Here is a 13,437-nt window from a genome sequence, read left to right as displayed (position 1 = left end):
CTCATCTCCTTACTTCGTTGTATTTCGTTCTATAATTTCAATCGGTAAACGATAGTGTTTCTCTTCTAATGGATTTCCTTCCATCTGCTCTAACAACAGCTCTGTTGCAATTTTCCCCATTTCATAAATTGGCTGTGCAACAGTTGTAATAGATGGATACATCATTTCTGTTAAAGAAATCCCATCAAATCCGATAATTTGTAAATCGTCTGGAATAGAAATCCCCTTTTGAAGTGCAGCCTTTACAACGCCGATTGCAATTAAATCATTCCCAGCAACAATTCCATCAATATGCGGATATTCTTCCAATAATTCCACCGCAACCTGTTCACTATTAGCTGGATCGAATGTACTCTCTGCAATCATATAAGAAAGATTATTTTGCGTAATAACGTCTACAAAACCTTCAAAACGTTCATTAGCTGTGCTCACATCACGCGGTCCACGAATATGTGCAATATGTTTACACCCTTTGCTTATTAATAACTTTGTCGCCGCCTGACTCCCTGCATAGTTATCTGCATATACAGTAGGAATTCGCTCATTAAACATACGGTCAATCGCAACAACTGGAATAGACAAATTCATGTAATTAACACTATTTTGTGGATTCGTTGCCACAATAAACCCATCCACATTATTTTGTCTAAGCACATCAATGTATTGTTTCTCTTTTTCTAAATTTTCATCAGAGTTACAAAGGACAACTGTGTAACCTTGTTTATATGCTACATCTTCTACGGCACGTGCAACTTCTGGAAAGAATGGATTCACGATATTTGGAACAACTAAGCCAATTAAACGAGATTTTTTATTGTATAAAGAACGTGCTACTGTACTAGGTTTATAATCTAGCATTTCAATTGCTCGCTCTACTTTTTTTAATGTATCCTCATGAACATATCCATTTTTATTTAACACTCTGGAAACGGTCGCAACAGATACCCCTGCTAATTTTGCAACGTCTTTAATCGTACTCATTCTCTTTTCTCCTCATTTCATGTAACCGTTTACACAAAATAATATAACGCATTTATAAAAATACGTCAATCATTTCTCACTAAAAAGCTTTTAAGGTTATACTCAAAAAAGCATCGCCATAAGGCGATGCTTTTTCATTACGAATATGATACCGTTTGTTCTTTCTCTTCTACAGCAGGCTCTTCAGCACCTTTTTTACGGTCAGACAGTTTAATTTTCTGTAAGAAAATCGTAAAGATAGCACCTACTACGATAAATACCAATCCTGTTAAGAATACAGTATGAAGTGAGTCCACTAAAGAGCTTTTCAAAATTGGTACGATACTATTAGAAAATGCTTCTGGCATTTGTTTTAATGCCTCTGGACTAAATAGCATAGAATATAAACTTTGTGGATCTGTATGAATCATATCTTTAAATTTTGTTACCATTTGTCCCGCTTCTTTTGGGAATGTGTCTAATACAGGTACTAATTTATTTGTTAACGTTGTACCTGAAGTGTTATTCATAATTGATCCTAAAATTGTAATACCGAATGTTCCACCGATTTGACGGAAGAATTGACTTGATGATGTTACAACACCAAGATCTTTTTTCGGGAAGCTTTCTTGCAATGCTAATGTTAATATCGGCATAACAAGACCCATTCCTAAACCGATAACCATCATATAAGAAGTAGCGGTAAGCTTAGTTGTGTGCATATCCATCGTTGTTAATAACCAGAAACCACTAGCCATAATAAGCATCCCTGTAATAATTTGTGGTTTCACACCAATTTTTAATACAAGCTGACCACCGATAATACTCATAACAATCATTGTGATCATCATCGGTGTCATAATCGTTCCTGATTCAGCAGCACTTACGCCTACAATTCCTTGCATAAAGAACGGTACGAACATAATTGCTCCAAACATTCCGATACTCATAAAGAAACCGATCGCATTTAGTAGTGTAAATGTGCGGTTTTTAAAGAAGTGCATCGGTAAAATTGGTTCTTCAGCCTTCGTTTCAACGATAACAAAGCTAACAATACCAATTGCAGCTAGTGCAAATAACCCGATAATTTGCCAAGAACCCCATGCATAATCTTTCCCACCAAACGTTAACGCAAGTAATAAACTTACAACACCGAGAATCATCGTGAAGATTCCAGCGATATCAATTTTAATTGGTCCTGTTTGTTTATGTGCTTTTAATCCCATTGCAATAAAGATTGTCGCTAAAATACCAACTGGCAAGTTAATATAGAATACCCATCTCCAGTTCACTGCGTCTACAATCCAACCACCAACTTGTGGTCCAATTACAGAGGCAAGACCATATAGAGCTCCAAAAATACCTTGCCATTTCGCACGTTCTTTTCCCGTGAACATATCTCCGATAATAATCATAGCCATCGGCATCATAATACCGCCACCAAGACCCTGAATACCACGGAAAATAATTAATTCTGTCATACCGTTTGCCATACCACATAACGCTGAACCAACCATAAAGATAATTAATCCTGCTATATATACGTTACGACGCCCAAGTAAATCCGCTAATTTACCTGCAATCGGTACAACCGTTGTTGATGTTAACATATAAGCTGTTGTTAACCATGTCATTAAACTTAATCCGCCTAGTTCACCGACGATACGGGGCATTGCTGTACCAACGATCGTTCCGTCCAATGCAGCAAATAGCATTGCGATTACTAAACCGATTAACAACAACTTTCTATTCTGATTTTCTTGTTGCTCCATGTAATCTCCTCAATTCCTCTTAGTTTTTCTCTTTTTTCTCTTGTGTCCCGCAAATAATTGTTTCTAGCTTTTCAAAGAGACGTAACAAATCTTCCCTCTCTTGTAATTCTAAGTGTGAGAAGTATTTTGCAATATGCTCATTACGAGCCGCCATCGCTTCTTCTACTGTAGTTTTCCCCTTTTTCGTTAGCTCAATGATAACAACGCGGCGATCATTATCGTCGTGATAGCGCTCTACTAACCCATGATCAATTAAACGATCAATCATTACTGTAATCGCGCTCGGTTTCACGTACATTTTCTCCGCCAATTGTGTCGCTCTTGAAGCTCCATAATGATCTAAAATCTTTAAAATATAAAACTGCGGTGGTGTAAGTCCTGATGCTTGCATTTGTTCCAATAACTCTGTTTGCATTTTCTTTCCTATAGCGAATGTAAGAGCTTGAATCTTATCAATATGAGTCATATCATTTGGCATGTTATCCACCTCTTATTTAAACAATAAAATATTTAACGTATTTAAATATTAATCCCACAAACAAATTACGTCAACAACTTTATTTATAAAAACGTTTACATTTTTGTCACAAAGTTGTATAATTTTCGTCGAAGTTAATATTGACAGTCACGGAGAATCGGAGTATACGGCTATGAATCATAAAAAAGGGGAACTTTTTTATATTTCATGGCCTTTTTGTATTCTCTCTGTCTTAAAACGCTTCCAATTAATTAGGGGAGGATTTTCATTTTATGTTTTTCACACAATTATTTAAACCTGCGCCCCACGCAGAACGCTTACCTACTGACCGTACTGATAGCGAATATCGTAAATTACGTTTACAAGTATTCTTAGGTATCTTCATCGGTTATGCGGGCTACTACTTTGTTCGAAAAAACTTTTCACTCGCAATGCCATACTTAATCGAACAAGGCTTTAGTAAAGGAGAACTTGGGGTTATCCTTTCAGCAGTATCAATCGCTTACGGATTAAGTAAATTTCTTATGGGTATCGTATCCGATCGTTGTAATCCTCGCTACTTTTTAGCAGCTGGGCTATTTTTATCAGGTATCATTAATATTATTTTCGGCTCATTTTCTTTCATTACAACGAGCATTATACTTATGTTTGTCCTTCAGTTTTTAAATGGATGGGTACAAGGTATGGGATGGCCTCCTTGTGGCCGTACGATGGTTCACTGGTTCTCGATTAGTGAACGTGGTACAAAAATGTCTATTTGGAACGTCGCTCATAATGTCGGTGGCGCGCTTATGCCTTCTCTCGTTACATTAGGCTTATATCTCTTTGCAAATGACTGGAAAAGTATATTTTACTTCCCAGGTATTCTTTCAATTTTAGTTGGGATTTATGTATTAATTACGATGAGAGACACACCTCAATCTTGCGGATTACCTTCTATTGAAGAATATACTGGGGAATATCCATCAGATGAAAAAGTAGCGGACCGTGAACGCGAGCTTTCGGTAAAGGAAATTTTATTTACATACGTATTAAACAATAAGTTTTTATGGTACATCGCTATCGCTAACGTTTTTGTTTATTTCGTTCGTTACGGCGTTGTAGACTGGGCTCCTACTTATTTAGTAGAAGAAAAAAGCTTTACTCATAGTAGCTCACGTACAGCTTATGCTCTATATGAATGGGCTGGTATTCCAGGTACACTTCTTTGCGGATGGATGAGTGATAAACTGTTTAAAGGGCGCCGCGCACCTGCTGGTATTCTATTTATGGTCGGTGTATTCATTGCCGTTCTCGTTTACTGGCTAAACCCTGCCGGTCACCCAATCATTGATAGTATCGCACTTGTTTCCATTGGATTTTTAATTTATGGACCTGTTATGTTAATCGGCCTACACGCACTAGACTTAGCACCAAAAAAAGCTGCTGGAACTGCCGCTGGTTTAACCGGGTTCTTCGGTTATCTAGGCGGAGCTACTTTTGCTAGCGCAGCTATGGGCTTTATTGTAGATGGATTCGGATGGGACGGCGGATTCATTTTACTCCTTGCTTCTTGTGTGCTTGCAATGTTCTTCCTTGCTCTTACTTTAAATACAGGATCTGCAAAACCAAAACAAGCTTAAACACTAATATTATACTTACAAAAAAAAGAGAGACAGTTCTTTCCAGAACGCCTCTCTTTTTTCTACATATAGTACTTTTTTTTTACAAATAATTTATCAATCCAATCCATAATTATTAGCGTCTTAAAAGGGTTTTCATCCTTATATTACTGCATCTCATCTCTATATAAAAAGATTTTTGAATATTTACCCTTGTCAAACATTGTCATTTTATATTAAAATAACAACAACATACTAAATATTTAGTCTTTTCAGAAAAGATGGAGGGATAGCCATGAAGAATCCACTTCTTCGCATTGAAAACTTACAGACTTCCTTTCGCATACAAGATCAATACCATGCAGCAGTTGATAACGTTTCGTTAACTGTCCATGAAAATGAAATTGTCGCGATAGTTGGTGAATCAGGTTGCGGAAAAAGTGCACTTGCCCTTTCCATTATGCGACTGCATAATGAAGCAAATACAAAATTACAAGGGCAACTTTACTATAGAGATAAGGATTTACTTACTATGTCGACCGCAGAAATGAATAAAGTACGCGGATCAAACATCGGTATGATTTTCCAGGAACCTCTTACAGCACTCGATCCTCTTATGACAGTTGGAAAACAAATCGAAGAAAACTTAGACTACCACACAGACCTTTCGAAAGCAGAAAAGAAAGAACGCACCTTAGAACTACTCCATCAAGTTGGTATTCCAAAACCAGAACTTACATATAAACAATACCCTCACGAATTATCTGGCGGAATGAGACAAAGAATTGTTATCGCGATTGCGATTGCTTGTAACCCAGCACTCATTATTGCAGATGAGCCAACAACGGCTCTTGACGTAACCATCCAAGCACAAATTTTAGACTTACTAAAATCTATTCAAGAACAAACGAAAATGGGCATCATTTTAATTACACATGATTTAAGCGTTGTTGCCGAAACAGCTGATCGTATTGTCGTTATGTATGCAGGACAAGTTGTAGAAACAGGGACAGTAGAAGAGATTTTTAATAACCCTCTTCACCCATATACTCGTTCTCTATTAAACTCAATTCCATCTGCGTATGCTGAAAAAGAAAAATTGCATGTAATTCAAGGCGTAGTTCCTTCGTTAGCGAAGCTTCCTCGCACAGGTTGCCGATTCCAAGCCCGAATCCCGTGGGTTAGACCTGATCAACATGAGGAAAATCCTGTTTTACATGAAGTAAAACCAGACCATTGGGTACGTTGTACTTGCTATAAGCACTTCAACTTCCAACATAAGAAAGGAGATGACGTAACTCATGGCACTGCTTAAAGTAGAAGATTTAAAAGTACACTTTCCAATTAAAGGTGGTGTTTTCGGTCGTACATTAGATTACGTTCGCGCTGTTGATGGCGTAAGCTTCGAACTACAACCTGGCGAAACATATGGAATCGTTGGGGAATCTGGGAGCGGCAAATCAACAACTGGAAAAGCAATTATGCACTTAACGAAAGCAACAGGCGGTAGCATTCATTTTAATAATAGAGATTTAACAAAATTAAGCCGCTCAGAACTAAGAGAACAACGAAAAGATATTCAGATGATTTTTCAAGATCCTTATTCATCCTTAAACCCGAAGAAACGTGTTATGGATATTATCGCTGAACCACTTCGAAATTTTGAGAAACTCTCACCTGATGAAGAGCGTAGAGCTGTTCAAGATTATCTTGATAAAGTTGGCTTAAATCCAGAGTCTATTTATAAATACCCACATGAATTTTCCGGTGGACAAAGACAGCGGATTGGTATTGCACGCGCACTTACATTAAAACCGAAGCTTATTATCGCAGATGAACCTGTATCTGCACTTGACGTGTCGGTACAAGCTCAAGTTTTAAACTTCTTACAAGATTTACAATCTGAACTCGGATTAACATATTTATTTATTAGTCACGACTTAGGTGTAATTCGCCATATGTGTGACCGTATCGGTGTTATGTATCGCGGACGCATTGTGGAAGAAGCAACTAGTGCTGAAATTTATAATAATCCACAGCACATCTATACGAAGCGTCTAATATCAGCTATTCCTGATATTCGTCCAGAAAACCGCGAGCAACAACGTAAATTGCGTCGTGAGGTAAGCGCTGAGTATGAGAAATCCTACGAAAATTATTTCAATGAAAATGGACGTGCTTACGATTTAAAACCAATCTCGCCAACTCACCGGGTGGCATTACCTTAAGGGAGTGATAAAACATGTGGAAATTTATATTACGCCGGGTTTTAGTTATGATACCGCAATTATTCATATTAAGCGTACTCGTCTTTACACTGGCTAAGGCAATGCCAGGTGATGCATTAAGTGGCGCTGAACTAGCAAATCCAAAAGCCGATCCAAAAGTGATTGAAGAACAACGTGAAAAACTAGGTTTAAACGATCCTATTCCCACTCAATATGTAAGGTGGATTTCAAATGCCGTGCAAGGGGATTTCGGTATTTCTTACGCACATAAAATACAAGTAACAGATATTATTGGGGAACGTCTTGGCAATACAATACTGTTAGCTCTTTTTATTCTTATTCTTACTTACTTAATTGCTATTCCACTTGGAGTTATAAGTGGACGTTGGAATGATACGTGGGCTGATCGATTTATTACGCTATATAACTTTTTAGGATTCGGTACACCACTGTTTATTTTCGGATTAGTAATGTTATTCTTATTCGGCTTTTTATATCCAATTTTCCCTACGAGTGGTAGCGTTGACCCACAAGTTGCAACCGGATCATTTGATTACTATTTAAGTAAATTAAATCATATGATTTTACCAGCTTTATCTGGGGCATTAATTGGAACTGTAGGAACTGTCCAATATTTACGAAGTGAAATTATCGATACGAAACATAAAGATTTTGTACGCACGGTAAAGGCAAAAGGTGTACCAGAATCTAAAGTATATTCCAGACATATTTTACGAAATTCATTTTTACCAATCGCAGCATTTTTAGGATATGAAATTACAGGTTTAGTTGGGGGCTCTATTATTCTAGAAAATATTTTCGGCTACCCAGGAATTGGACAACTATTTTTCCAATCTATCACTCAACGTGATTTCAGTGTCGTAACTGCTCTTGTATTATTTACTGGATTCGCAACGCTACTCGGGACTCTTCTTTCCGATATTATTCTAAGCATCGTTGATCCACGTATTCGTATTGATTAATGGAGGTGAAGAAACGTTATGTTAGCAAATCCTGAAAAACAAACTGAAGTCATTCATTACGAAAAGAGCCCTTCTGGTTTCTCCATTATGTGGCGAGAATTTCGTAAAGATAAACTAGCAATGTTTTCTCTATTCTTTTTAGCTTTAATATTAATAGCCGTTTACGCAACTTCATTTATTATGAAGCAAGAAGATATCGTCCGAGTCGATCTGTTCGCCATTTATGATCCTCCTTCTGCTGAACATTGGTTAGGAACTGATTATGGAGGTCGCGATATTTTCGGACAATTAATTATTGGTACACGTAACTCCTTTACAGTTGGTTTAGCTATCACTCTTTTATCAACCCTTATCGGTCTTACGATGGGACTAATTGCTGGCTATTTTGGAGGAGTTGTCGATAACATCATTATGCGTTTTATCGACTTTATGATGATTTTACCATTCTTAATGATTGTTATCGTGTTTATCTCACTCGTTCCAACTTTCAATATTACGACATTTATTCTCATAATGACCGCTTTCTTATGGGTCGGAAAAGCAAGGCTGATACGTTCTAAAGTATTGACTGAGAAAGAACTTGATTACGTATCTGCATCAAAAACGTTAGGAACACCAAATTGGAAAATAATCTTCCAGCAAATATTACCTAATTTAAGTTCTATTATCATCGTAAATATTACATTAAATCTTGCTGGTAACATCGGAATTGAATCTAGTTTAACTTACTTAGGCTTCGGTCTACCAGAGAGCACACCAAGTCTTGGTACACTTGTAAGTTACGCAACTAACCCAGATGTATTGCAAGAAAAGTGGTGGATTTGGTTACCCGCATCAATCATGATTTTAGTGTTGATGCTGTGTATAAATTTTATTGGTCAAGCGTTAAAGCGTGCGGCTGATGCGAGACAAAGAAAAGGATAAGGGGTGGAGAAGTTATGAACAAACCAAAACTGTACAAAGTATTAAGTACACTTGCTGCTTCAACATTATTACTATCTGCATGTGGGGGTGCTGATAGCGGTAGTAAAAAAGCAAACACAAAAAAAGTAGAAACAAATAAATTTAGTGCTGCTGTAAAAAATGACGGTAAAGAAATTAAAGACGGATCATTAACTTATGGACTCGTTTCAAATTCACCTTTCTCTGGTGTTTTAAGTAGAGTATTGTATGAAGTTGCTCCAGATTCAGAAATTATGGATTTCTTTGATGAACAATTATTAGCTACAGATAAAAACTGGGAAATTACAAATGAAGGTGCTGCAACTTATACAATTTCTGAAGATAAAAAAACAATTACAATTAAAATTAAAGATAATGTAAAATGGCATGATGGTAACCCTTTAACAGCTGAAGATTTAGAATATTCTTACTTAATTATCGGTAATAGTAAATATACAGGTATTCGTTACGATACACAAATGCAAATGATTGAAGGTATGGAAGAATATCACACTGGAAAAGCTGACAAAATTTCTGGTATTAAAGTAGTCGATCCAAAAACAATTTCCATTACTTATAAAGAAGTAAACCCTTCACTGAAAACGGGTATTTGGACATATCCTACACCTAAAAAATATTTAGGTGATGTACCAATTGAAAAACTAGCTGAATCAGATAAAATCCGTCAAAATCCAATTGGATTCGGTCCATTTAAAGTGAAGAAAATCGTTCCTGGTGAATCAGTTGAGTATGAGCGCTTTGATGATTACTGGGGTGGCAAACCTAAGCTAAAAAATGTAACATTAAAAGTTGTAAATCCATCTATTGTTAGTGCATCTCTGAAAAAAGGTGATATTGATATTGCATCAATTACTGCTGATCAATATCCGAACGTAAGTAAATTAAAAAACACACAACTAATTGGTAAAACTGACCTTGCTTACACTTATATCGGATTTAAGTTCGGACATATGGACAAAGCAAAGAATGAAGCTGTAATGGATAACGATAAGTTCAAAGACGTTCGTTTACGTCAAGCGATGGCATATGCAATTGATAGAGAAAAATTAGGAGAAAAAGTATATCACGGACTTCGTGTTCCAGCTAACTCTCCAATTCCACCATCTATGCCAAAGTACCATAATAACAGTGTTGGCGCATATAACTTAGATGTAGATAAAGCGAAAAAACTATTAGATGAAGCTGGCTATAAAGACAAGAATGGTGATGGATTCCGTGAGGATCCAAAAGGTAATGAATTTAAAATTAACTTCCTAGCTAGTAACGGTAGTGAGACAAGTGAACCACTTGCAAAATTCTATATTCAATCTTGGAAAGATATCGGCTTAAAAGTAGAACTTCTTGATGGACGCTTACACGAATTTAATGCTATGCGTGATATGATTAAAAAAGATGATCCGAAGGTTGATATTTTCTCTGGTGCTTGGAATACTGGCTCTGACCCTGACCTTTCTGGCCTATGGGGCAAAAATGCCGGATTCAACTACCAGCGCTGGGTAAATGATGAAAATACGAAGTTATTAGACGCAGGATTATCAGAAAAAGCTACTGATGAAAAATATCGTAAAGAAATATACGATAAATGGCAAAAATTAATTCATGACGAAGCACCGATGATTCCAATTCATTATACATTTGATTTAACAGGTGTTAATAAGCGTGTAAAAAATTATGATGTCAACGCTGAAGTAAATCAAATAACTTCACATTGGAAAGACGTTACTGTAACAAGTGAGAAGCCAGAAGTAGAAAAATAATCATAAAAATAGCTCTTAGCATCTACATACATGCTAAGAGCTATTTTTTATTTACAATCCTTTTCTTACTATTTATAACAACCAATTCCTTCCCTACTATAAAATCAAAAAATTTGATGAATCATCTTTATTAAAACAGCTAACGTAACAGATCCAGCAAATCCCCCTAAACAAACAAGACCCACACCTTGGCTATATGATAAATTTTGGAATGCTTTCATCTTTTTCATCCTCCCTATCTCCCCTTTGATACTCTTATTTTACCAATGGAATAATTTTCATAACATCGATTTCACTGACAACTAACTTACAAAATTGTAAGTTAACAAATTCCCTTTAAACTTATATATCTAGTATGTCCACACTCTCCCCCTTTATGCATCAAAAAAGACCTCGAATTATATCAAGGTCCTGCTTACACTACATAATATCTCACTCAACTTATTTTATCCCGCTATTCGCCGGGCAGTAAGACCCCCACCGATTAAAGTTTCACTTTATAATCATCACCGGGCATTTCACACGCTTTGCTATTTTATGACTTACACTACCAAGTACCATTTCTTGCAGTGTATTTAATCCTCTACTTCCAGCAATAACAAGGTCTATATCTCCTGTATTTACATATTGAACAATCGTATCCCCTGGATCACCATGTAGAATCGTAATTTTGTAGGAAATGTTCTCTTTCTTTAATAAACCCTCAATCTCTTTTAATTTATCTTTTCGACTAGCTGATATTGTTTCTAAATCCGTTTGTCCTTGTATAATATCTGATTTTGCCGTTCTATTATCTACTACGTACACAACTTCAACATGTGTTTCTTCGTTAAATTTCGCAATATATGTTGCATGCTCAGCTGCTCGAAGTGCATGTTCAGAACCGTCACATGCTAATATAATTTGTTTGTACATATGCTGAATCCCCTTTTCGTTATCCTACCCGTATTATATAATAAAGCCCCCTAAAAAGGAGGCTTCTAACTAGCAATTCTCTTATTATAGGTAGCTAAATTTGAAACAATCTTCGAGCTTCGTTCATTTAACCCTGTAATCCTTACCTTCACACCGCTTTGTTCATACTTCATTATAACTTTATCAATTGCTGCTACTGCTGAATCATCCCATACGTGTGCGTGAGTAAAATTCAGTTCAATTTCTTTCGCATCTTCATTATATGAAAAAGCATTTATAAACTCTGCCGTAGATGCGAAGAATAGCTGGCCGTGAATTTCGTATATTTTCTTATTTTCAATATACGAATGTTTCACGTGAATCTTTGCCATATTGAATGCAAATAAAACCGCGCTAATTACTGTTCCGATAATTACACCTAATGCTAAATTATGTGTAATTAGGACAATCACAACTGTTACGATCATAACAAATGCATTTCCTTTTGGTACTTTATGAATCGTTGTTACAGAGTTCCAATCAAATGTTCCAATTGAAACCATAATCATAACTGCAACTAATGCTGCCATTGGAATATGAACGACATAGTCACCTAAAACGAATAGTAATACGATTAAAAATCCGCCCGCTACAAATGTTGATAAACGACCTCGTCCACCTGATTTAATATTAATAACAGATTGTCCAATCATTGCACAGCCTGCCATTCCTCCGAAGAAACCAGTGACAATGTTTGCAATACCTTGACCACGTGCTTCTTTATGTTTATTACTATCCGTATGCGTCATATCATCTAAAACTGAAGCTGTTAATAATGACTCTAGTAAACCGATAATTGCAAGCATAATTGCGTACGGTAAAATAATCCCTAATGTCTCAAGTGTAAACGGTACATTAGGAATGCTAAAGAACGGTAATTCTTTCGGTAAACTTCCCATATCCCCTACTGTTTTCAACTGTAATCCGCTCATAAGTGCAATACTTGTCACAATAACAATAGAAATAAGTGTAGACGGTACAGCCGTCGTAATACGTGGAAATACATATATAATTACAAGTCCTAATGCGACAAGTGCATACATTTGCCAAGTTGCATTTTTAAAATGCGGCAATTGCGCTGTAAAAACTAAAATGCCAAGTGAATTTAAAAAACCACTCATAACAGATTTAGGTACAAATTTCATAAATGAGCTCAGTTTGAACAAGCCAAAAATAATTTGGACAATACCGGTTAATATTGTTGTAGCAAATAAATATTGCAAACCATGATCCTTAACGAGCGTTACCATTAATAATGCCATTGCACCTGTTGCAGCTGAAATCATCCCAGTTCTTCCGCCAACAAATGAAATGGTAACCGCAATACAAAAAGCAGCGTATAACCCAACGGTCGGATCCACGCCTGCAATAACAGAGAAGGCGATTGCTTCAGGAATTAACGCTAAAGCAACGACAATTCCTGATAGCACATCCCCTTTCACGTTGGAGAACCAGTCATTTTTTATCGTTTGAAACAAAATACCACTCCTCTACTCTTTTATCCCGCTATTTGCCAGGCAGTAAGACCCCCACCTCAAAATTCAGCGAAAGCAAAGAAGTTAGGTGGGGATCAACTGCCCATAAAAGCCCGATTGGTGAAGGCTAATAATCAGTGGGGGATGAACAAAACCCCTACTGATTAAAGTTTCACTTTATCATTTGATTTTCTCCATAAGAAAATCTAAGCCGACTGCACGAAGGCTATTATATAACGAGTAGAGATATTTTTGCTATGTAAAAG

12 protein-coding genes are annotated in these 13,437 nt (G+C 36.5%); 6 read left to right on the top strand and 6 right to left on the bottom strand.

Annotation, left to right across the window (positions count from 1 at the left end; translation table 11 throughout):
* Window positions 1-9 precede the first annotated feature (9 nt).
* The 3 genes from rbsR to BAU23_RS27950 all read right to left on the bottom strand — a co-directional run bounded on the left by rbsR (window position 10) and on the right by BAU23_RS27950 (window position 3,210).
* Entirely contained in the window at window positions 10-981 is a 972-nt protein-coding gene (gene rbsR, locus BAU23_RS27960; RefSeq protein ID WP_016128688.1) for a ribose operon transcriptional repressor RbsR, read from the bottom strand.
* Window positions 982-1,118: 137 nt separating this feature from the next.
* Window positions 1,119-2,732 (bottom strand): MDR family MFS transporter, encoded by a 1,614-nt coding sequence (locus BAU23_RS27955; protein ID WP_000437651.1) that lies wholly within the window; start codon window positions 2,730-2,732, stop codon window positions 1,119-1,121.
* Window positions 2,733-2,751: 19 nt separating this feature from the next.
* Complete coding sequence (locus BAU23_RS27950; protein ID WP_001132371.1) at window positions 2,752-3,210, bottom strand: MarR family winged helix-turn-helix transcriptional regulator; 459 nt, start codon at window positions 3,208-3,210, stop codon at window positions 2,752-2,754.
* Window positions 3,211-3,482: 272 nt separating this feature from the next.
* On the opposite strand from BAU23_RS27950, the gene glpT reads away from it, so the two are divergent.
* From glpT to opp4A, 6 genes are all read left to right on the top strand, one after another.
* The gene (gene glpT / locus BAU23_RS27945; protein WP_000466394.1) at window positions 3,483-4,832 is read left to right on the top strand and encodes a glycerol-3-phosphate transporter; all 1,350 of its coding nucleotides are present in this window, start codon (window positions 3,483-3,485) and stop codon (window positions 4,830-4,832) included.
* Window positions 4,833-5,106: 274 nt separating this feature from the next.
* On the top strand, window positions 5,107-6,126 hold the full coding sequence (locus BAU23_RS27940) for an ABC transporter ATP-binding protein (RefSeq protein WP_000795386.1): 1,020 nt from the start codon (window positions 5,107-5,109) through the stop codon (window positions 6,124-6,126).
* Entirely contained in the window at window positions 6,113-7,039 is a 927-nt protein-coding gene (locus BAU23_RS27935) for an ABC transporter ATP-binding protein (protein ID WP_001196379.1), read from the top strand. Before BAU23_RS27940 ends, BAU23_RS27935 begins: the two co-directional genes overlap by 14 nt.
* 14 nt (window positions 7,040-7,053) lie before the next feature.
* Window positions 7,054-8,022 carry an oligopeptide ABC transporter permease gene (gene opp4B, locus BAU23_RS27930; RefSeq protein ID WP_000265451.1) on the top strand — a complete coding sequence of 323 codons (969 nt, stop codon included), beginning with the start codon at window positions 7,054-7,056 and terminating at the stop codon, window positions 8,020-8,022.
* 18 nt (window positions 8,023-8,040) lie between these two features.
* Window positions 8,041-8,946 (top strand): ABC transporter permease, encoded by a 906-nt coding sequence (locus BAU23_RS27925; RefSeq protein WP_000880731.1) that lies wholly within the window; start codon window positions 8,041-8,043, stop codon window positions 8,944-8,946.
* Between the two features lie 14 nt (window positions 8,947-8,960).
* Window positions 8,961-10,742 (top strand): oligopeptide ABC transporter substrate-binding protein, encoded by a 1,782-nt coding sequence (gene opp4A, locus BAU23_RS27920; RefSeq protein WP_001039731.1) that lies wholly within the window; start codon window positions 8,961-8,963, stop codon window positions 10,740-10,742.
* 104 nt (window positions 10,743-10,846) lie between these two features.
* Here the strand turns inward: opp4A and BAU23_RS27915 are convergent, their stop codons facing one another.
* From BAU23_RS27915 to BAU23_RS27905, 3 genes are all read right to left on the bottom strand, one after another.
* Window positions 10,847-10,972: a DUF4027 family protein gene (locus BAU23_RS27915; protein ID WP_000738296.1), complete on the bottom strand. Its 126-nt coding sequence runs from the start codon at window positions 10,970-10,972 to the stop codon at window positions 10,847-10,849.
* A 262-nt stretch (window positions 10,973-11,234) separates the two neighbouring features.
* Window positions 11,235-11,657: a universal stress protein gene (locus BAU23_RS27910; RefSeq protein WP_000278004.1), complete on the bottom strand. Its 423-nt coding sequence runs from the start codon at window positions 11,655-11,657 to the stop codon at window positions 11,235-11,237.
* A 65-nt stretch (window positions 11,658-11,722) separates the two neighbouring features.
* Window positions 11,723-13,174: a SulP family inorganic anion transporter gene (locus BAU23_RS27905; protein ID WP_071735656.1), complete on the bottom strand. Its 1,452-nt coding sequence runs from the start codon at window positions 13,172-13,174 to the stop codon at window positions 11,723-11,725.
* Window positions 13,175-13,437: the final 263 nt, after the last annotated feature.

Source organism: Bacillus nitratireducens, from assembly GCF_001884135.1.
Classification (GTDB): Bacteria; Bacillota; Bacilli; order Bacillales; family Bacillaceae_G; genus Bacillus_A; species Bacillus_A nitratireducens.
This window is presented reverse-complemented; position numbering and strand designations above follow the sequence as displayed.

What these genes read in the sequence shown, in the direction of transcription:
- rbsR (WP_016128688.1), bottom strand. Translation starts at nt 981, where the DNA reads ATGAGTACGATTAAAGACGTTGCAAAATTAGCAGGGGTATCTGTTGCG.
- BAU23_RS27955 (WP_000437651.1), bottom strand. Translation starts at nt 2,732, where the DNA reads ATGGAGCAACAAGAAAATCAGAATAGAAAGTTGTTGTTAATCGGTTTA.
- BAU23_RS27950 (WP_001132371.1), bottom strand. Translation starts at nt 3,210, where the DNA reads ATGCCAAATGATATGACTCATATTGATAAGATTCAAGCTCTTACATTC.
- glpT (WP_000466394.1), top strand. Translation starts at nt 3,483, where the DNA reads ATGTTTTTCACACAATTATTTAAACCTGCGCCCCACGCAGAACGCTTA.
- BAU23_RS27940 (WP_000795386.1), top strand. Translation starts at nt 5,107, where the DNA reads ATGAAGAATCCACTTCTTCGCATTGAAAACTTACAGACTTCCTTTCGC.
- BAU23_RS27935 (WP_001196379.1), top strand. Translation starts at nt 6,113, where the DNA reads ATGGCACTGCTTAAAGTAGAAGATTTAAAAGTACACTTTCCAATTAAA.
- opp4B (WP_000265451.1), top strand. Translation starts at nt 7,054, where the DNA reads ATGTGGAAATTTATATTACGCCGGGTTTTAGTTATGATACCGCAATTA.
- BAU23_RS27925 (WP_000880731.1), top strand. Translation starts at nt 8,041, where the DNA reads ATGTTAGCAAATCCTGAAAAACAAACTGAAGTCATTCATTACGAAAAG.
- opp4A (WP_001039731.1), top strand. Translation starts at nt 8,961, where the DNA reads ATGAACAAACCAAAACTGTACAAAGTATTAAGTACACTTGCTGCTTCA.
- BAU23_RS27915 (WP_000738296.1), bottom strand. Translation starts at nt 10,972, where the DNA reads ATGAAAAAGATGAAAGCATTCCAAAATTTATCATATAGCCAAGGTGTG.
- BAU23_RS27910 (WP_000278004.1), bottom strand. Translation starts at nt 11,657, where the DNA reads ATGTACAAACAAATTATATTAGCATGTGACGGTTCTGAACATGCACTT.